The organism is Streptomyces sp. TLI_55, assembly GCF_900206255.1.
GTDB classification, from domain to species: domain Bacteria; phylum Actinomycetota; class Actinomycetes; order Streptomycetales; family Streptomycetaceae; genus Streptomyces; species Streptomyces aquilus.
The window spans coordinates 1,847,827-1,866,234 of the sequence record NZ_OAOJ01000001.1 but is presented as its reverse complement, the minus strand read 5'-3'; the positions used below and the strand labels follow the sequence as shown (position 1 = coordinate 1,866,234).

General features: G+C 72.3%; 15 protein-coding genes and 1 tRNA gene. 10 read left to right on the top strand and 6 right to left on the bottom strand.

The genetic code is table 11. The annotated features are described in order from the left end of the window. Positions 1-56: 56 nt before the first annotated feature. Positions 57-3,908, bottom strand: a complete 3,852-nt coding sequence (locus CRP56_RS08670; RefSeq protein ID WP_097261879.1) for a Pls/PosA family non-ribosomal peptide synthetase — start codon at positions 3,906-3,908, stop codon at positions 57-59. A 370-nt stretch (positions 3,909-4,278) separates the two neighbouring features. Beyond that, a tRNA-Leu gene (locus CRP56_RS08665) sits at positions 4,279-4,366 on the bottom strand. A 187-nt stretch (positions 4,367-4,553) separates the two neighbouring features. Between CRP56_RS08665 and CRP56_RS08660 the strand changes: the two genes are divergently transcribed. The 3 genes from CRP56_RS08660 to CRP56_RS49065 all read left to right on the top strand — a co-directional run bounded on the left by CRP56_RS08660 (position 4,554) and on the right by CRP56_RS49065 (position 7,263). Next, positions 4,554-5,879: a M20/M25/M40 family metallo-hydrolase gene (locus CRP56_RS08660; protein WP_059196582.1), complete on the top strand. Its 1,326-nt coding sequence runs from the start codon at positions 4,554-4,556 to the stop codon at positions 5,877-5,879. Positions 5,880-6,021: 142 nt separating this feature from the next. Then, positions 6,022-6,255, top strand: a complete 234-nt coding sequence (gene chpH, locus CRP56_RS08655; protein ID WP_097261877.1) for a chaplin ChpH — start codon at positions 6,022-6,024, stop codon at positions 6,253-6,255. Positions 6,256-6,381: 126 nt separating this feature from the next. Then, complete coding sequence (locus tag CRP56_RS49065; protein WP_097261875.1) at positions 6,382-7,263, top strand: chaplin family protein; 882 nt, start codon at positions 6,382-6,384, stop codon at positions 7,261-7,263. 66 nt (positions 7,264-7,329) lie between these two features. On the opposite strand, the gene CRP56_RS08645 is transcribed toward CRP56_RS49065, so the two are convergent. Continuing rightward, positions 7,330-7,518: a DUF5703 family protein gene (locus CRP56_RS08645; protein ID WP_079308592.1), complete on the bottom strand. Its 189-nt coding sequence runs from the start codon at positions 7,516-7,518 to the stop codon at positions 7,330-7,332. Positions 7,519-7,565: 47 nt separating this feature from the next. Between CRP56_RS08645 and CRP56_RS08640 the strand changes: the two genes are divergently transcribed. After that, positions 7,566-8,264 carry a hypothetical protein gene (locus CRP56_RS08640; protein ID WP_097261873.1) on the top strand — a complete coding sequence of 233 codons (699 nt, stop codon included), beginning with the start codon at positions 7,566-7,568 and terminating at the stop codon, positions 8,262-8,264. A gap of 146 nt (positions 8,265-8,410) precedes the next feature. On the opposite strand, the gene CRP56_RS08635 is transcribed toward CRP56_RS08640, so the two are convergent. Both CRP56_RS08635 and CRP56_RS08630 read right to left on the bottom strand, forming a co-directional pair. Further along, the gene (locus CRP56_RS08635; protein WP_097261871.1) at positions 8,411-10,534 is read right to left on the bottom strand and encodes a helix-hairpin-helix domain-containing protein; all 2,124 of its coding nucleotides are present in this window, start codon (positions 10,532-10,534) and stop codon (positions 8,411-8,413) included. Continuing rightward, the gene (locus tag CRP56_RS08630; RefSeq protein ID WP_097261869.1) at positions 10,531-11,517 is read right to left on the bottom strand and encodes an aldo/keto reductase; all 987 of its coding nucleotides are present in this window, start codon (positions 11,515-11,517) and stop codon (positions 10,531-10,533) included. The genes CRP56_RS08635 and CRP56_RS08630 overlap by 4 nt, the downstream gene beginning before the upstream one ends. A gap of 113 nt (positions 11,518-11,630) precedes the next feature. Between CRP56_RS08630 and CRP56_RS08625 the strand changes: the two genes are divergently transcribed. Both CRP56_RS08625 and CRP56_RS08620 read left to right on the top strand, forming a co-directional pair. Beyond that, positions 11,631-12,686 carry an LLM class F420-dependent oxidoreductase gene (locus tag CRP56_RS08625; protein ID WP_097261867.1) on the top strand — a complete coding sequence of 352 codons (1,056 nt, stop codon included), beginning with the start codon at positions 11,631-11,633 and terminating at the stop codon, positions 12,684-12,686. Between the two features lie 291 nt (positions 12,687-12,977). Next, the gene (locus CRP56_RS08620) at positions 12,978-13,766 is read left to right on the top strand and encodes a hypothetical protein (protein WP_097261865.1); all 789 of its coding nucleotides are present in this window, start codon (positions 12,978-12,980) and stop codon (positions 13,764-13,766) included. A gap of 10 nt (positions 13,767-13,776) precedes the next feature. On the opposite strand, the gene corA is transcribed toward CRP56_RS08620, so the two are convergent. Then, positions 13,777-14,775 carry a magnesium/cobalt transporter CorA gene (gene corA / locus CRP56_RS08615; protein ID WP_179850971.1) on the bottom strand — a complete coding sequence of 333 codons (999 nt, stop codon included), beginning with the start codon at positions 14,773-14,775 and terminating at the stop codon, positions 13,777-13,779. A gap of 62 nt (positions 14,776-14,837) precedes the next feature. Between corA and CRP56_RS08610 the strand changes: the two genes are divergently transcribed. From CRP56_RS08610 to mshC, 4 genes are all read left to right on the top strand, one after another. Next, entirely contained in the window at positions 14,838-15,524 is a 687-nt protein-coding gene (locus tag CRP56_RS08610) for a histidine phosphatase family protein (RefSeq protein ID WP_097261864.1), read from the top strand. Between the two features lie 68 nt (positions 15,525-15,592). Further along, the gene (locus tag CRP56_RS08605; RefSeq protein ID WP_079308586.1) at positions 15,593-16,183 is read left to right on the top strand and encodes a DUF3090 domain-containing protein; all 591 of its coding nucleotides are present in this window, start codon (positions 15,593-15,595) and stop codon (positions 16,181-16,183) included. Continuing rightward, positions 16,147-16,962 (top strand): SCO1664 family protein, encoded by an 816-nt coding sequence (locus CRP56_RS08600; RefSeq protein ID WP_097261862.1) that lies wholly within the window; start codon positions 16,147-16,149, stop codon positions 16,960-16,962. The genes CRP56_RS08605 and CRP56_RS08600 overlap by 37 nt, the downstream gene beginning before the upstream one ends. A gap of 121 nt (positions 16,963-17,083) precedes the next feature. Further along, positions 17,084-18,313: a cysteine--1-D-myo-inosityl 2-amino-2-deoxy-alpha-D-glucopyranoside ligase gene (gene mshC, locus CRP56_RS08595; RefSeq protein WP_097261860.1), complete on the top strand. Its 1,230-nt coding sequence runs from the start codon at positions 17,084-17,086 to the stop codon at positions 18,311-18,313. Positions 18,314-18,408 lie beyond the last annotated feature (95 nt).

Genomic DNA, 18,408 nt, shown 5'->3' with positions numbered 1-18,408 from the left:
TCCCTGCGCCGTACTGCCACTCTGACCGCCGCCCATGGGCTCCGAGTGGCCCGCGCTCAGGGTCGCCATGCCTCGATCGGGTTGCCGAGCCAACGGGTGTCGTCCGGCACGGACTCCGCGGCCATGACGAGCGACGCGGGACCCAGGGTCGTACGGGCCCCGATCGTGCTGCCGGGCAGCACGATCCCGCCAGGACCCAACGTCGCGCCCTCACGGAGGACCACAGTATCCGTCCGCAAGATCCGGTCGTGGAAGAGGTGCGTCTGGAGCACACAGCCCCGGTTCACGGTCACCGCGTCCTCCAGGGTCACCAGGTCCGTCTCCGGCAGCCAGTAGCTCTCCACCCAGACACCCTTGCCGACCCGTGCCCCGAGCCCCCGCAGCCACGCCGTCATCAGCGGCGTCCCCGGCACCGAGCCCGCCAGCCACGGCACCGCCACGACCTCGACGAACGTGTCCGCGAGCTCGTTGCGCCACACGAAGGAACTCCACAGCGGATGCTCCCCGCTGCGGTGCCGCCCCACGAGCAGCCACTTCGCGACGATCGACAGCAGCGCGGCCGCGACACCGGCCGCGAGCAGCACCACACCGGACAGCACCGGCGCCCACGCACCCAGCGCGCACAGCGCCGCCACCGTCAGCACCCCGATCGCCGCCGAGCAGAACACCGGCACGATCCGGCACAGCTCCACCAGAGCGCGCGCCCACAGCAGCCGCGCCGGCGGGTCGTACGTCCGGCTCTGGTCGCCGTCGGCCGTGCTGCGCGGCAGCTTCACCGGCGGCAGCCCCAGATAGGAGCTGCCCTTCTTGGCCTTCTTCGGCGTCGCCGACAGCACCCCGACCAGACCGCCGTCCGGCACGGACCGCCCCGGCGCGGTCATCCCCGAGTTCCCGAGGAAGGCCCGCCGCCCGATCTCGGCCCGCCCGATCCGCATCCAGCCGCCACCGAGCTCGTACGGCGCGGTCAGCGTGTCGTCGGCCAGGAACGCCCCCTCGCCGACGGTCGTCAGGCTGGGCAGCGCGAGCACGGTCGACACCTCGGCGCCGCGCCCGATCCGCATCCCGAGCAGCCGCAGCCACACCGGCGTGACCAGCCCGGCGTACAGCGGGAACAGCGTCTCCCGCGACCGGTCCATCAGCTGCGTCACCGTCCAGGCCTGCCACCCGACCCGGCTGTGCGTCGGATGCGTCCCCTCGCGCAGCCCCAGACTCAGCAGCCGCACCCCGACGAGGATCAGCAGCGCGTACGCCGCCCCGAAGGCCAGCGTGGCCGGTACGAGGGCGATCAGGGCCCCCGTCAGCGGCGCGTCCGGCGTGAAGAACAGGCGGCCCACCGCGAACGCGGCCGCGCCCGCCAGCACCGGCAGCGCGCTCAGCCCGAACCCGGCAACGCCGTACATCACCCGCCAGGACGTGCCCCGGCGCGGCCGGTCCTTCGGCCAGTTGCGCTTGGCCTTGCCCAGCTTGACCGCGGGCGCGCCCGCCCATCGCTGACCGGTGGGGATCTGCCCGGTGACCGCCGAACCCGGCGCCACCTCGGCCCGCTTGCCGACCCTGGCGCCCGGGAAGAGCATGCTGCGCGTCCCGACGACCGCGTGCGCGCCCACCTTGACCTGGCCGATCTCCAGCCGGTCGCCGTCCAGCCACCAGCCGGAGAGGTCCACCTCGGACTCGACGGCCGCGCCCCGGCCCAGCTTGAGCATGCCGGTCACCGGCGGCAGCGAGTGCAGGTCGACGTCCGGACCGACCTTCGCGCCCAGCGCCCGCGCGTACCGCTCCAGCCACGCGCCGGTCAGCCCGGTCGCCCCGCTGAACTCGGCCAGCCGCTCCGCCGCCCACAGCCGCAGATGCACACTCCCGCCGCGCGCGTACCGCCCCGGCCGCACACCCCGCAGCAGCAGCCGGGCCCCGCCCGCCGCGATCGCGAGCCGCCCCGGCGGACTGAACAGCACCAGAGCGCCCGCCGCGACCAGCCACCACGGGGCGGTCGGCAGCCAGGCGTACGGCAGCACGTTCCCCAGCGCGGCCAGCACGACCGTCCAACGCAGCCCCAGCAGCGTGAACAGCGGCACCAGCAGCAGGAGCTGCAGCACCTTCGCGCGCACGGGCACCGGCGCGACGAACCGCGTGCCGCCGTCGTCCTGCCTCGACTTCTCCAGCCGGCGGGCCAGCTTCCGCAGCACCGGCTGCTGGTAGATGTCCAGGACGGCCGCGCTCGGGTAGCGGGTGCGCAGCCGCGTGGTCAGCTGCGCGGCGGCGAGGCTGCCGCCGCCGATCGCGAAGAAGTCGTCGGAGGCGCTGCTCACCGGGATGCCGAGGACCTCCGCCCACTGCTCGGCGAGCCAGGCCTCGGTGCCGTACAACTGCTCGGCCGGGCCGGACGTTTCGAGGTTCTCCAGCGGCCAGGGCAGGGCGTTGCGGTCCACCTTGCCGCTCGTCCGCGTCGGCAGTTCGTCGACCGGCGCGAGCAACGGCACCAGCGCGGCGGGCAGTTCGGCGCGCAGCTTCTCCACGGCCGTCGCCTGGTCCCAGCCGTCCTGCGTGACGACGTACCCGACGAGCAGCTGATTGCCGCTGCGCGCGGTCCGTACGGCCGCCGCGGCTCCGGCGACACCCGGCAGCGCCTGCAGCGCCGCGTCGACCTCACCCAGCTCGATCCGCCGCCCGCCGAGCTTGATCTGCTCGTCGGCCCGTCCGAGGAACACCAGTCCCTCGGCGTCCGCGCGGACCAAGTCCCCGCTGCGGTACGCCCGTTCCCAGCCCAGCGACGGGAGCGGCGCGTACTTCTCCGCGTCCTTCTCGGCGTCCAGATACCGCGCGAGCCCGACGCCGCCGATCACCAACTGTCCGCTGGCGCCCATGGGTACGGGCTCCCCGGCCTCGTCGACGACGGCCAACTCCCAGCCGCGCAACGGCAGTCCGATCCGGATCGGCTCCTCGCCGGTCATCAGCGCCGCACAGGCCACGACGGTCGCCTCGGTCGGCCCGTAGGTGTTCCACACCTCGCGCCCCTCGGTGACCAGCCGCTGCGCCAGCTCGGGCGGGCAGGCCTCACCGCCGAAGATCAGCAGCCGTACGTCGTTGAGGGTCTCCGGCTCCCAGAGCGCGGCGAGCGTCGGCACCGTCGACACGACGGTGATCTCCTGCTCCACCAGCCAGGGCCCGAGATCGGCCCCGCTCCTGACCTGCGACCGCGGCACCGGCACCAGACAGGCCCCGTACCGCCACGCCAGCCACATCTCCTCGCAGGACGCGTCGAAGGCGACCGACAGGCCCGCCATGACCCTGTCACCCGGACCGATGGGCTCGTCGGTCAGGAACAGCGCGGCCTCGGCGTCCACGAACGCGGCGGCGCTGCGGTGACTGACGGCGACACCCTTGGGCTTCCCGGTCGACCCGGAGGTGAAGATGATCCACGCGTCGTGCTCGACGCCGGGCCGTGCGGCGGGCTTCGCGCTGCGCCCGGTGACGGTCAGCTCGTGCCCGGCCCCGACGACGGCCCGTACCTCGGCCTCCCCGAACACCAGCTCGGCCCGCTCGTCCGGGTCCTCGGCGTCCACCGGCACATAGGCGGCACCGGCGGCGAGTACGGCGAGAATCGCGACGTAGAGCTCATTGGTCCCGGACGGAACCCGGACCCCCACCCGGTCCCCGAGCCCGACCCCGGCCTCCGCGAGCCGCCGCCGCAGCCGCTCCACCTCGACGGCCAGCGCGCGGTAGCTGAGGCACGTCGTGCCGTCGTCCAGGGCGGGCTCGTCGGGGTAGGAGCGCACGCACGCGTCGAAGATGTCGACGAGCGTGCGCGGAGAGGCCGCGGGGCCCCCGGAGAAACGCGCCGTGTCCCCGAACCGCTCGCGGATCTCCTCGTCGAGCAGGCCGAGAGCACTGCTCTCGTGTATGGCTGCCATCGGTCCTCGCGTCTCGATCCCGGAAGCCTCCGGGGCGCTGGCGGGCCCGCAGGTCTGCCTGGGGTTGTCCGGGTCCAGCTCCGTAACAAGCCGGAAATTTTAGTACGACGCTAGGTCCGGGCCCCTGGGACGGCCACCGGACAGGCCCGTATGGGTGGCTGGTCGAACCGGCCGCACACCGCCTGACCTGCGGCTTCTGGCAGTGGACGAGACATGCCCCACATCGGCCGCACATCGCCCAAGAGTGGGGAGAACAGGCGGAGTTGGGGGAATTGTCCACGGGGTGTACCGCCGCGTGCACCGCGGGGCGCACCGCCTCGGACCCGGCGCTCGGAAAAGCAAAAAACCCCTGCTCGACAGGGGTTTCAGCTGGTGTCCGAGGGGGGACTTGAACCCCCACGCCCGATAAAGGGCACTAGCACCTCAAGCTAGCGCGTCTGCCATTCCGCCACCCGGACAAGGTGTCTGTCGTGCGGGGTTTCCCTCGCGGCGACAGAGGAAACATTACCAGGCTTTCGAGGCGCCCCGATCACCCCCTCGCTCCCGCGTGAACGGCGTGTGACGGACCGGGTCCGGTCTTGGGCGCAGCCCCTCGGAGAGAGAGGATGAGGGGAACCACCAGCAGGTACAGCGGGAGGAAGCAGCGTGAGCGGGACGGACACGACCAGGCACGTCACCGGCGAGGACGAGGTCGTGGACCTCTGCCGCGAGCTGATCCAGATCGACACCAGCAACTACGGCGACCACTCGGGGCCGGGTGAGCGCAAGGCCGCCGAGTACGTCGCCGAGAAGCTCGCCGAGGTGGGCCTCGACCCGCAGATCTTCGAATCCCACCAGGGGCGCGCCTCCACGGTCGCCCGCATCGAGGGTGAGGACCCCTCCAAGCCGGCCCTCCTCATCCACGGCCACACCGACGTCGTACCGGCCAACGCGGCGGACTGGACCCACCACCCCTTCTCCGGCGAGGTCGCCGACGGGTGCGTGTGGGGCCGCGGGGCCGTCGACATGAAGGACATGGACGCGATGACCCTCGCGGTCGTCCGCGACCGGCTGCGCAGCGGCCGCAAGCCCCCGCGCGACATCGTCCTCGCCTTCCTCGCCGACGAGGAGGCCGGCGGCACGTACGGCGCCCGGTACCTCGTCGACAAGCACCCCGACCTCTTCGAGGGCGTCACCGAGGCGATCGGCGAGGTCGGCGGGTTCTCCTTCACCGTCAACGAGAACCTGCGGCTCTACCTGGTCGAGACCGCCCAGAAGGGCATGCACTGGATGCGGCTCACCGTGGACGGCACCGCCGGCCACGGCTCGATGACCAACACCGACAACGCCATCACCGAGCTGTGCGAGGCCGTCGGCCGGCTCGGCCGGCACAAGTGGCCGGTGCGGGTCACCAAGACCGTGCGGTCCTTCCTCGACGAGCTCTCCGACGCCCTCGGCACCGAGCTCGACCCCGAGAACATGGACGAGACCCTCGCCAAGCTCGGCGGCATCGCCAAGATGGTCGGCGCGACGCTCCAGAACTCGGCGGCGCCGACCATGCTCGGCGCCGGCTACAAGGTCAACGTCATCCCCGGCCAGGCCACCGCCCACGTCGACGGCCGCTTCCTGCCCGGCTACGAGGAGGAGTTCCTCGCCGACCTCGACCGCATCCTCGGCCCGCGCGTGCGCCGCGAGGACGTGCACGGCGACAAGGCGCTGGAGACCGACTTCGACGGCCGGCTCGTCGACGCCATGCAGACCGCGCTGAGCGCCGAGGACCCGATCGCGAAGGCCGTGCCCTACATGCTCTCGGGCGGCACCGACGCCAAGTCCTTCGACGACCTCGGCATCCGCTGCTTCGGCTTCGCCCCGCTTCAGCTGCCGCCGGAGCTCGACTTCGCGGGCATGTTCCACGGCATCGACGAGCGGGTGCCCGTGGAGGGGCTGAAGTTCGGCGTGCGGGTGCTGGACCGTTTCATCGACGCCTCCTGAAGTTGACGTTGCTTATCGGGCGCACGTGCGACCGGGCCTGAGAAGGGTGAATGCGCTCATAAGCTCGTAGCTCCATTACTCCCTCCTCGTTACAGGTGATGCGATCCGCTACTTGGGATCGCATTGCCAACAAGGAGGAATAATGATCAAGAAGGTCGTCGCCGCCGCGGCTGCCACGGGTGGCCTGGTTCTCGCGGGCGCGGGCCTCGCTGCTGCCGACGCGGGTGCTCAGGGTGCCGCGGTGCACTCCCCGGGCGTCCTGTCCGGCAACGTCGTCCAGGTGCCGGTTCACATCCCCGTGAACGTCTGCGGCAACACGGTCTCCGTGATCGGCTTGCTGAACCCCGCCTTCGGCAACACCTGCATCAACAAGTGACGTTGTGCCTCGCCCCATGAGGGGCTGAGCCCGTCGGCCTCGGAGCGCGCGCCATGCGCTCCGGGGCCGACCGGTCTTTTCACGAGGATCGCAGGACGGAATCGACAAGGCAGGGGGAATTCAGGAATGCGACAGGCAACCCGCAAAGGCCTGATGACGGTGGCGGCCGCGACCGGCGTGATCGCCGCGGCGGGCGGCGCCGCGCACGCCGACTCGGGGGCGGGCGGTTCCGCGTCGAACTCACCCGGCGTGCTGTCGGGCAACACGGTGCAGGCGCCGGTGCACGCGCCGGTGAACGTGTGCGGCAACACGGTCAATGTCGTCGGGGTGCTCAACCCGGCGGTCGGCAACAAGTGCGCCAACCAGGGCGGATCGTCCGGTTCCGGCGGGTATGGCGACTCCGGGGGGTACGGCGGACACGGGGGTTCCGGGGGTGGTTCGTCGTCCGGCGGGCACGCCTCGGACTCGCCGGGTGTCGGCTCGGGCAACCATGTCCAGGCGCCGGTCGACGTCCCGGTCAACGTCTGCGGCAACAGCGTCGACGTCATCGGCGTCGGCAACTCCACGACGGGCAACGACTGCGGCAACGGCGGTACCGGCTCGGGCGGCGGCCACCCGGGCACCCCTCCGGGCGGGCCGGGCCAGCCGGGGAACCCGGGTACGCCCGGGAACCCGGGTACGCCTGGGAACCCCGGTACTCCGGGCAACCCCGGCACCCCTGGCAACCCGGGTATTCCGGGCACCCCTGGCAACCCCGGCACTCCGGGCAACCCCGGCAACCCGGTCGAGCCGGGTCAGCCCGGCACCCCGGGCACTCCGCCCTCCGCGGGCGGCCAGACGCCGGGCGGCGGCAACCACCAGGGGACCCAGACGGTCACCCAGCCCCACGGTGACGCCCAGCTCGCCCACACGGGCAGCGACCTGCCGCTGGGCCTGACCCTCCCGGTCGGGGCGGGCGCGCTGCTGGCGGGCGCGGTGCTCTACCGCAAGGCCCGTGCCGCGGCGTAGCGGTACAGGCACGAAGCGGAGCGGGCCCCGCGGCCGCGGGGCCCGCTCCGTTCTCCCGGCCTCACCTCACCAAGTGGCCCGCACCTGGCGGATGATCCTGCGGCGCAGCCGCACCTTGCGGCTTCCGTCACGCAGCAGGCTCAGGCGGTCCAACTCCCAGTGTCCGTACTCGGCATGGTCCGTCAGCAGACGTGTGGTGTCCTTGCGGGAGACCCCGCGCGGCACGTACACGTCGACAAATTCGTATTCCGGCATCGCATCTATTGTGCGGGCTGGGGCCCGGTACGGATAGCGTCTGCACTATGTCTGATGCTGTGCAGCCCACCGCTGCCGAGGTACGTGCCGCCGCCGACGCGGTCAAGACCGCGCTCGACCGCCACCTGGCGGCGGTCGAACGCCGGTCGGGGGAGGACGACGAGGCCGTCTACGAGGCGTTCAACGAACTCGCCGCGGCCGCCGAGGCGTACGACGAGCTGCTCTACGACCGTTACGACGAGGTCACGCCCTTCGAGATCCCCGGCGGGGAGGAACTGCCGCCGTACGCCGGCCCCGAGGAACCGAACGCCCTGAGTGTGCTGATCCGCCGCGACTACGCGGTCGCGGAGCCGCAGCGGCTGTTGGCGCAGGCCCAGCGGATCGAGGCGGCGGACCCCGGCGGGGAGGCCTCCGGCACGGCTGCCTCCGGCACGGTGCATGGGGCGCTGGGGTTGCTGTTCGGTGAGTACGAGCCGGACGAGATCGCCTCGCGGCACAAGGAGTTCGGTCTGGAGGAGGGCGATTCCACGCTGTGGGTGACCGCGGCGGAGGAGCCGGCCGAGCCGGGGGAATGGCTGGATGCGCCGTTCGACGGGGTCGATCCGCAGCAGGTGGTGTGCCGGTTCGATGTGAGCGCGGTCTTCGACGACGACGTCGACGACGGTGCGGAGGATGACGAGCTCGATGAGCTCGATGCGGATCTGGACGAGGACGAGGATCTGGAGCCCTTGGACGCGGAACGCTAGCGCTGGGCTTGGGCGGCGGCGGTCATGGAGGTTCCTTCCGTGGCCGCCGCCGGGTTTTTGCGCCGATTCGCCGTGGGGGCGTTGTGTCGTACGCGACTGAGGCTTCGTTGTGGCTGGTCGCGCAGTTCCCCGCGCCCCTGGGTGGGTCAGCTCGACGCCAGTTGTGGGGTGAGCAGTACCTGTAGACGGGTGGTGCGGGGCTTTGCCTCGATTTCTGCGACTGCCCTCGGCAAGGCCTGTTCCGCGCCGTGTACCACCGACAGGTGGCGGGCGGCTCTGCCGAAGGCCGTGTAGACCCAGGGGCGGTTCAGGGCCTGGGTGGCGTCGCCCGGGAGGACCACCACGACCGCCGGCCAGCGGCCGCCGACCGCCTGGTGGGCGGTCAGGGCCCAGCCGTGGCGGACGGACTGGTCCACGCGGTCCTTCGGGACGACGACGGCCTCGCCCGAGCAGGTCAGGTGCAGGCCCTCCGCGTCGGCCTTCACCACCTGGCCCGGCAGGGTGCGGCCCGGGGTGGGGGAGTAGGCGACCCGGTCGCCGGGGTCGAAGCCGCCGAAGCGGCCCGGGCCCGGGTTGAGGCGCTCCTTGAGGGCGGCGTTGAGGGCGCGGGTGCCCGCCGCTCCGCCGTGGCCCGGGGTGATGACCTGGGTGTCCTCGGGCGGGACGCCGATCGCCCGCGGCACCGAGTCGGCGACGAGCTGCACGGTCCGGTGCACGGCCTCGCCCGCGTCCCGCACCGGCACGATCACGACCTCCTTGCCGGGAGCCTCGACCTGGTTCAGCTCGCCGATGCCGATACCGGAGACCAGCTCGCCGAGCGGACCGGGGTCGGGGCGCCGGGAGGCGACCTGGGGGCAGACCCGCGCGGCCAGCAGATCGGCGAACACCCGTCCGGGGCCCGCCGACCACAGCACCGCCGGGTCTCCGGCCAGCAGCAGCCGCGCCCCGTCCGGCAGCGACTCCGTGAGCAGCGCCGCCGTCTCCACGTCCAGCTGCGGGGCGTCGAGCACGACGAGGAGGTCCAGGTCGAGGGCGCCGTCGGTGTCCCGGCCCGGTCCCTCGGCACCGGACAGGAGACCGCTGACCGTCGTCACGGTGGTCGCCTCGGGGAGCAGCGCCGCGAAGCGGTCGCGTCCGAGCGGGCCGTGGGCCGCCGCCCAGGCACGCAGGCCGAGTTCCCGGGCCGCCTGGAGCAGCGCCGCCGGTTCCGCCAGGGACGCCTCCCCGCCGGTGTGCAGGACCAGGCCGTGGCCCGCGACCGCGCGGATCAGCTCGCCGGCCGACGCCTGCGCGGCGCCCGCGGCGCGCTCCCAGTCCTCGGCCGACCCGTCCTGCTTCGGCGCCGAGTTGATCAGCCGGGCCAGTCCGTCAGCGAGGCTCTCCTCGGCCAGCGCGTACCGCTCCAGGCCGACCAGGACGCGGACCGGGCGCTCCTCGTCCTCGGCCTCGGGCTCCGGGGCCCGTGGGTCGAGGGCGTCCTGGAAGACCAGGGCCTCGGCCTCCGCGAGGGTGTTCTGCACGGCCGCGTCGGCGTCCGGCACGCCCTGCTTGCCCAGCGCGGCGACGAGCGTGGGCAGTTCGAGGGCGGTGTGCCCGGCCAGCGCGGCCTGCTCCAGCAGCCAGACGGTCACGGCACGGCCCCGGCGCTCGTCGTCCGGGCCGCACTCCGCGCCCAGCAGCGCCCGCGCGAACCCGTCGGCCTGCTCCGGCCGTACGCCGGTGACGCGCAGCAACTGCCAGGGATCGGCGCGCAGCTGCTCGGCCGCGCCCTCCCCGAGCGCGGCGGCCACCTGCGGGACGAGCGCCTCTGGGGCGCCGCCCTCGGCCAGGACGCCACGCACCGACTCGACGGTCTCGGCGGCCGGGGCCGCGGGAACGTCCGCGGCGACGGGCTGGGGGCGCCGCTCCGGTTCCGGCGCGGGCCGGCGCGGTGCCGGGGGCTCGCTGAAGACCGCCGCCACCGGCTTGGCCCCGCTCTCCACCGCCCGCACGGCCGCGAGCAGATCGGCGGCCTTGCCGCTGAGCTTCGCCCCGCTCTCGACGGGCCCCTGCTTCTCGGCCTTCCGCCGCGCGATCCGCTCCCGCTCGACCTTCTGCGCCGCGAGCTCGGCCTCGGCCTCGGACAACTGGGGAGCGGCGTCGCCCTCGCCGCCGGTCGTGGCCTCGCTCTCCACGGCACCGGCCTGCTCTCCGGTCGCCGTCGCGGTGTCCTCCCCGGTCGGCGTCTCCTCCGGCTCGGTCTCCTCGGTGGGCCCCGGCTCCGTGCTCACAGCGTGCTCCAGTCGTGATCGGGATAGCGGTGCACGGGCGCCGACACGTCGTCGAGCGCCCGGCAGATCTCGTCAGGAAGACTAAGGGCCTCCACTGACAATGCCGCCGTGAGCTGCTGCGCGTTGCGCGCGCCGACGATCGGGGCGGTCACCCCGGGCCGGTCGCGGACCCAGGCGAGGGCCACCTGGAGCGGGGTCACCGCGAGCCCGTCGGCCGCGGTCTGCACGGCGTCCACGATGCGGCTCGCGGTGTCGTCGAGGTACGGCTCGACGAAGGGCGCCAGATGCTCGGAGGCGCCCCGCGAGTCGAAGGGCGTGGCGTCTCCCCGGTACTTGCCCGTCAGCACTCCGCGGCCCAGCGGGGAGGAGGGCAGCAGCCCGATGCCCAGGTCCAGCGCGGCCGGCAGCACCTCGCGCTCGACGCCCCGCTGGAGCAGGGAGTACTCCAGCTGCGTGGCCGCCAGCCGGGTCCGGGTACCGGGTGCCGCCAGCTGCCAGGTCGCGGCCTTGGCGAGCTGCCAGCCGCAGAAGTTGGAGACGGCGGCGTAGCGCGCGCGGCCGCTGCTGACCGCCAGGTCGAGCGCCTGGAGGGTCTCCTCCAGGGGGGTTTCGGGGTCGTAGGCGTGGATGTGCCACACGTCGACGTAGTCCGTGCCGAGACGGGTGAGGGAGGCGTCCAGCGCGGAGAGCAGATGGCCGCGCGAGCCGTCGAAGCGGCGGTCCGGGTCCGGCACGCTGCCCGCCTTGGTGGAGATGACCAGGTCCCGGCGCGGGACCAGGCCTTCTATGAGACGTCCGAGCAGATACTCGGCCTCTCCGTCGCCGTAGACGTCGGCCGTGTCGACGAGGCTGCCGCCCGCTTCCCAGAACGTCTTCAAGAGGTCCGCGGCGTCGTGCTCGTCGGTGTCCCTGCCCCACGTGAGGGTGCCGAGTCCGATACGGGACACACGCAGGCCGGTGCGGCCGAGATGCCTCTGCTCCATGAGCGCCGACATTACTGGCCTGAACCAGTGGTGTGGGGGCCTGTGGACAACCAGTTTCCCCACGCTAAGGTCACCTCACAAGGGACGTTACTGATCGGTAAGGGGAATCGGCCATGCAACTCGGCATCAACCTCGGTTACTGGGGCGCCGGAATGGACGCGGACAATCTCGCCGTCGCCCAGGAGGCCGACCGCCTCGGCTACGCCGTGTGCTGGGCCGCCGAGGCCTACGGCTCCGACGCGGCCACCGTGCTCAGCTGGGTCGCGGCGCAGACCGAGCGCATCGACGTCGGCTCGGCGATCTTCCAGATCCCGGCCCGCCAGCCCGCGATGACGGCGATGACCGCCGCCACCCTGGACTCGCTCTCCCACGGCCGTTTCCGCCTCGGCCTCGGCGTCTCCGGGCCGCAGGTCTCCGAGGGGTGGTACGGCGTCAAGTTCGACAAGCCACTGGCACGCACGCGTGAGTACGTCGAGATCGTGCGCAAGGCCATGACCCGCGAGCGGCTGTCCTACGACGGCGCCCACTGGACGCTGCCGCTGCCGGGCGGCCCGGGCAAGCCCCTGAAGCTGACCGTGCACCCGGAGCGTGAGCACATCCCGCTCTACATCGCCGCGATCGGCCCCAAGAACCTGGAGCAGACCGGTGAGATCGCCGACGGCGCGCTGCTGATCTTCCCCTCGGCGGCGCACCTGGAGGAGACCACGATCAAGTACCTGCGGGCCGGGCGGGAGAAGGCCGGGAAGACCCTCGAAGGCTTCGACGTCCACCCGACGCTGCCGCTCGCCCTGGGCGAGGACAAGGACGTGGCCACGCTCGCCGACACCTTCCGCCCCTACACGGCCCTGTACGTCGGCGGCATGGGCAGCGCCAAGCAGAACTTCTACAACCAGCTCGCCCAGCGCATGGGCTTCGAGGCGGCCGCCGCCGAGGTCCAGGAGAAGTACCTCGCGGGCGACAAGCAGGGCGCCGCGGCGGCGATCCCGCACGACCTGATCGACCAGACGACGCTGCTGGGTTCCGTGGACCGCATCGCGGACCGGATGAAGGAGTACGCCGCGGCCGGTGTCACCTCGCTGAGCCTCGCTCCCGCCGGCTTCACGCTCGACGAGCGGATCGCCGCGCTCCGCGCCGGGGCCCAGGCACTGGAGCTGTCCGGACTGGCGTAACAGCGGGCCGGACCGCGTAACGGCGGGTCGAGCGACGTAACGGCGGGCGCCGTAACACGCGCTTCAAGACCGCCGGAGGTTTCTGCGGCCGTGGTGGGGGCTCGGGGGTCTTCCCCGCCACGGCCGTCACGCAGAACAACGCGCGCGTGCCCGCCGGGTTACGCCCCCGACGTGACCCCGTGGGTCCTCCTTTTGGCGGAGTTGTCCGACACAGCTGTTGCAGCACCTCTCTCGCCGCATTTGACTCGTTCTCTGGCGGATTGCCGCGGAGTCCCGCAGAGAGGTGCCACGATGCTTTCGGCCAAGAGTCTGTTCACCGAGATCCTCGACAACGACGATTCCTTCCGCCTGTTCTGTTCCATCGCCGCCAGCGGCGAGTCGCAGGGAGGCTGGGAGAACGCCCGCATCGCCGCCCTGGTCCCGGAGGGCGAGCGCGACCTCGCCCCCAAGATCACCCGGCACGGCGCCGACGAGGACAAACACGGCCGGATCTTCAACGCCCTCATGAAGAAGCGCGGCCTCGACCCCGTGCCCGTACCCCCCGACACCGACTACACGATGCTCCTGGAGCGCAACGGCATCGGTCTCGCCCACGACAAGCTCAAGGCCGACCAGCCGCTCACCGTGCGGGACATCGTGACCTACCTCTCGCACAGCAGGGTCACCGAACAGCGCGCCTCCGAGCAGATGGAGCTGCTGCGCAAGCACTTCGCCGACCACCCAGACCTGGGGCGCGCGGTGAAGATGATCTCCAACGACGAGGACAACCACCTCGCTTACTGCCACGAGGAGTTGCTGCGCTTCGCGCACGCGGGCCACGGCCGGGACATCCAGCGCATCCTCCGGGAGTGCGCGCTCGCCGAGATCCGCGTCTACCGCGACGTCAGCCTCGCCGTCATGGCCCACATGGGCCGCATCCTGGGCTGGCCCAAGGCCAAGTCGGCGGTCCTCGCGGCGGGCATCCACGCCGTGTACGCCTACGAACGCGCGGCGGGCTGGCGCCGGATGGTGTCCCTGAAGATGCCCGAGCGGCGTGACGCGCTCGGCGGCCCGGCCACCGCCGCCCCCGAGTTCGCCTGAGCGTCGGTTCCTAGAGCCAGCCCCGGCGCTTGAACGTCCGGTACAGCAGGACCTCCAGGACGGCCATCAGCGCGATCACCGCCGGATACGCCCACACCCAGTGCAGCTCCGGCATGTGGTCGAAGTTCATGCCGTAGATCCCCGCGATCATCGTGGGGATCGCGGCCATGGCCGCCCACGCGGAGATCTTCCGCATGTCGTCGTTCTGCCGGACGCTCATCTGCGCCAGATGAGCCGACAGGATGTCCGACACCAGCCGGTCCAGGCCCTCCACGGACTCGTTCACGCGCGTGAGGTGGTCGTTGACGTCCCGGAAGAAGGGCCGCGCCGTCTCACTGACGAACGGCACCGAGCCGCCGAACTGGCCGATCCCCGCCAGCCGGGTCAGCGGCAGCGCCAGCGGGCCGGTGGCCCGGCGGAACTCCAGGATCTGCCGCTTGAAGGTGTAGATCCGCGACGCCGTGGTGCGCGAGCCGCCGCCCCCGTCCGGCGAGAACACCTCCGCCTCCAGTTCCTCCAGGTCCGTCTGGAGCTCGGTCGCCACCTCCAGGTAGTGGTCGACGACAGCGTCCGAGATGGCGTACAGCACCGCCGTGGGCCCCTTGTGGAGCATGTCCGGCTCCTGCTCCAGGCGCCGCCGTACGGCCTTCAGCGGGGCGCCCTCGCCGTGCCGGACGGTCACCACGAAGGAGTCGCCGAGGAACAGCATGACCTCGCCGCTGGAGACCTGGTCGCTGTCGGGCTCGTACACGACCGGTTTGAGGACGAGGAAGAGGGAGTCGTCGTAGACCTCCAGCTTGGGCCGCTGATGGGCCTTCAGGGCGTCCTCGACCGCCAGCGGGTGCAGCCCGAACTCCTGGGTGACGAGGTCGAACTCCCGCTCCGACGGCTCGTGCAGCCCGATCCAGACGAACCCGCCGGCGGCCCGCGCCTCCGCCAGGGCGTCGGACAGGTCGTCGGGGCCCTCGGTGCGGTGTCCGTCGCGGTAGACGGCACAGTCCACGATCACGGTGCGTATTCTCCCGTCACTCGCTCGCCGGCGCACGGGCGCGTGCGCCTACCCTGGGCCGCATGCCCACGCTGATCCTCGTCCGGCACGGACGATCCACCGCCAACACCGAGGGACTGCTCGCCGGGTGGACCCCCGGTGTCGCCCTCGACGAGCGCGGCCGGACCCAGGCCGCCGCGCTGCCCCAGCGCCTCGCCGAGCTGCCCCTCGCCGAGATCGTCAGCAGCCCGCTCCAGCGCTGCCAGGAGACGCTCCAGCCCCTCCTGGACGCCCGGCCCGGGCTGACCGTCCACAACGACGAGCGGATCGGCGAGTGCCACTACGGCGACTGGTCCGGCCGCAAGCTCGCCGAGCTCAACGACGAGCCCCTGATGCAGGTCGTCCAGGCCCACCCGTCGGCGGCCGCGTTCCCCGGCGGCGAGTCGATGCGGGCCATGCAGACCCGCGCCGCCGAGGCCGTACGGGAGTGGAACGCGCGTGTGGAGCGCGACCACGGCGCCGACGCCGTCTACCTCATGTGCTCGCACGGCGACATCATCAAGTCGCTCGTCGCGGACGCGCTCGGACTTCATCTCGACCTCTTCCAGCGGATCTCTGTCGATCCGTGTTCCATCACCGCGATCCGTTACACCCGTCTGCGCCCGTTCCTCGTACGCCTCGGCGACACCGGTGATTTCGCCTCCCTGGCCCCGCGCGAGACCCCGCCCGCGGACGACGCCCCGGTCGGGGGTGGTGCGGGCGCACCGTGATCGTCGGGCGCAGTAGGGTGAAGCGGTCGCAATAGCGCCGTACCCATCACGACTCCAGGAGACAGGACGTGTCCCGTCAGGTGTTCCTCTACGACCCTCCGGACCGCTTCGTGGCCGGCACGGTCGGACTGCCCGGACGCCGTACGTTCTTCCTCCAGGCCATCGCGGGCTCCCGGGTGACCAGCGTGGCCCTGGAGAAGACCCAGGTCGCCGCCCTCGCCGAGCGCATGGACGAGCTGCTGGACGAAGTGGTCCGGCGCAGCGGCGGCAACGCCTCCGTCCCGGCCGTGGCACCCACCGAGATCTCCGACACCGCCCCGCTGGACACCCCCGTCGAGGAGGAGTTCCGCGTCGGCACCATGGCGCTGGCCTGGGACGGTGAGGAGCAGCGCATGATCGTCGAGGCGCAGGCCCTCGTGGAGCTCGACGCGGAGTCCGAGGAGGACCTCGCCGAGGCCGAGGAAAGGCTCCTCCAGGACGAGGAGAACGGCCCCCCGATGCTGCGGGTCCGGCTCACCGGCGCGCAGGCGAGGGCCTTCGCCAAGCGGGCCCTGGACGTCGTCAACGCCGGGCGGCCGCCGTGCCCGCTGTGCAGCCTCCCGCTCGACCCGGAAGGACATGTATGTCCGCGCCAGAACGGATACCGCCGCGGGGCGTGACCACGGCCGAGCTGCTCACCCGCGGTGAGCTGACGGTGCGCGGACAGATCCGGGACGCCTCCAACGCGGTGCTGCACTGCTCCGTGGAGCACGACGGCCAGGAGGCCCTCTGCGTCTACAAGCCCGTCCGCGGCGAGCGCCCCCTGTGGGACTTCCCGGACGGCACCCTCGCCCAGCGCGAGGTCGCCGCCTACGAGGTGTCCGAGGCGACCGGCTGGGGCCTGGTCCCGCCCACCGTGCTGCGCGACGGGCCGTTCGGCGAGGGCATGGTCCAGCTGTGGATCGAGGGCGCGCCCGGCGCCGAGCTGCTCGCCTTGGTCGACGGCGAGGAACCCGAGCCCGGCTGGAAGGCCATCGGCCTCGCCGAGGTCGGCGAGGGGAAGACCGCGCTGCTGGTGCACGCCGACGACGAACGGCTGCGCCGGCTCGCCGTCCTGGACGCCGTGATCAACAACGCGGACCGCAAGGGCGGCCATCTGCTGCCCGCGGGGGAGCGCCTGTACGGCATCGACCACGGCGTCACCTTCAACGTCGACAACAAGCTCCGCACCCTGCTGTGGGGCTGGGCGGGCGAGCCCCTGACGGGGGAGGCGGTGGACGTCCTCAAGGGCCTCAAGGAGGCGCTCGGCGCCGAAGGAGCGCTGGCCGCCCGTCTGGCCGTACTCATCACCCCTGCCGAACTCGACGCCACGCGCGCGCGTGTCGACGAACTGCTCGCCACCGGCAAGCACCCGGAGCCGAGCGGGGAGTGGCCGGCCATTCCCTGGCCGCCGGTGTAGCGGCACACTGGACGGCCGCCGGTGTAGCAGCACACCGGACGGCAGCACGCAAGACCGCCTTACCGGCCATCCGGCCCGGTCCGGTTCGTATACGGAACATCCGTCCGGTTAGGCTCATGACATGCATGCCTGGCCCGCTTCCGAGGTCCCCGCCCTGCCTGGTCAGGGCCGCGACCTGAGGATCCACGACACCGCGACCGGCGGTCTGGTCTCCCTCGACCCCGGTCCCGTCGCCCGAATCTACGTCTGCGGCATCACGCCGTACGACGCCACCCACATGGGACACGCGGCGACCTACAACGCGTTCGACCTCGTGCAGCGCGTGTGGCTCGACACCAAGCGGCAGGTTCACTACGTCCAGAACGTCACCGACGTCGACGACCCGCTCCTGGAGCGTGCCGAGCGGGACAGTGTCGACTGGGTCGCCCTCGCCGAGAAGGAGACGGCCCTCTTCCGTGAGGACATGACCGCCCTGCGGATGCTCCCGCCGCGGCACTACATCGGTGCCGTCGAGGCGATACCCGGCATCGTTCCGCTGGTGGAGCGGCTGCGGGACGCGGGTGCCGCCTACGAACTCGAAGGCGACATCTACTTCTCCGTCGAGTCCGACCCGAACTTCGGCAAGGTCTCGAACCTCGACGCCGCCGCCATGCGGCTGCTGTCCGCCGAGCGCGGCGGCGACCCGGACCGGGCGGGCAAGAAGAACCCGCTCGACCCGATGCTGTGGATGGCCGCCCGCCCGGGCGAGCCCAGCTGGGACGGCGGCTCGCTCGGCCGCGGCCGCCCCGGCTGGCACATCGAGTGCGTCGCCATCGCCCTCGACCACCTCGGCATGACCTTCGACGTCCAGGGCGGCGGCTCCGACCTCGCCTTCCCGCACCACGAGATGGGCGCCTCCCACGCCCAGGTGCTCACCGGCGAGTTCCCCATGGCCAAGGCGTACGTCCACGCCGGCATGGTCGCCCTGCACGGCGAGAAGATGTCCAAGTCCAAGGGCAACCTCGTCTTCGTCTCGGCGCTGCGCCGCGAGGGCGTCGACCCGGCCGCCATCCGGCTCGCCCTGCTCGCCCACCACTACCGGGCCGACTGGGAGTGGACCGACCAGGTGCTCCAGGACGCGGTCGCGCGGCTCGGACGGTGGCGTGCCGCCGTCTCCCGGCCCGACGGTCCGGCCGCCGAGGAGCTCGTCGAGGAGATCCGCGAGGCCCTCGCGAACGACCTCGACGCCCCGGCCGCGCTCGCCGCGGTCGACCGCTGGGCGGCCCGCCAGGAGGAGTCGGGCGGCACGGACGAGAGCGCCCCCGGCGTCGTCTCGCGCGCGGTGGACGCGCTGCTGGGTGTCGCGCTGTAGCGCTGCGGTACCGAGAACGGCGCTTCCCCGGCGGGGGAAGCGCCCTTCTCATGACCGGGTGCCGGTCAGTTCAAAGGGGGTAACGCGTGCAATCC

What these genes read in the sequence shown, in the direction of transcription:
- CRP56_RS08670 (WP_097261879.1), bottom strand. Translation starts at nt 3,908, where the DNA reads ATGGCAGCCATACACGAGAGCAGTGCTCTCGGCCTGCTCGACGAGGAG.
- chpH (WP_097261877.1), top strand. Translation starts at nt 6,022, where the DNA reads ATGATCAAGAAGGTCGTCGCCGCCGCGGCTGCCACGGGTGGCCTGGTT.
- CRP56_RS49065 (WP_097261875.1), top strand. Translation starts at nt 6,382, where the DNA reads ATGCGACAGGCAACCCGCAAAGGCCTGATGACGGTGGCGGCCGCGACC.
- CRP56_RS08645 (WP_079308592.1), bottom strand. Translation starts at nt 7,518, where the DNA reads ATGCCGGAATACGAATTTGTCGACGTGTACGTGCCGCGCGGGGTCTCC.
- CRP56_RS08640 (WP_097261873.1), top strand. Translation starts at nt 7,566, where the DNA reads ATGTCTGATGCTGTGCAGCCCACCGCTGCCGAGGTACGTGCCGCCGCC.
- CRP56_RS08630 (WP_097261869.1), bottom strand. Translation starts at nt 11,517, where the DNA reads ATGGAGCAGAGGCATCTCGGCCGCACCGGCCTGCGTGTGTCCCGTATC.
- CRP56_RS08625 (WP_097261867.1), top strand. Translation starts at nt 11,631, where the DNA reads ATGCAACTCGGCATCAACCTCGGTTACTGGGGCGCCGGAATGGACGCG.
- CRP56_RS08620 (WP_097261865.1), top strand. Translation starts at nt 12,978, where the DNA reads ATGCTTTCGGCCAAGAGTCTGTTCACCGAGATCCTCGACAACGACGAT.
- CRP56_RS08610 (WP_097261864.1), top strand. Translation starts at nt 14,838, where the DNA reads ATGCCCACGCTGATCCTCGTCCGGCACGGACGATCCACCGCCAACACC.
- CRP56_RS08600 (WP_097261862.1), top strand. Translation starts at nt 16,147, where the DNA reads ATGTCCGCGCCAGAACGGATACCGCCGCGGGGCGTGACCACGGCCGAG.
- mshC (WP_097261860.1), top strand. Translation starts at nt 17,084, where the DNA reads ATGCATGCCTGGCCCGCTTCCGAGGTCCCCGCCCTGCCTGGTCAGGGC.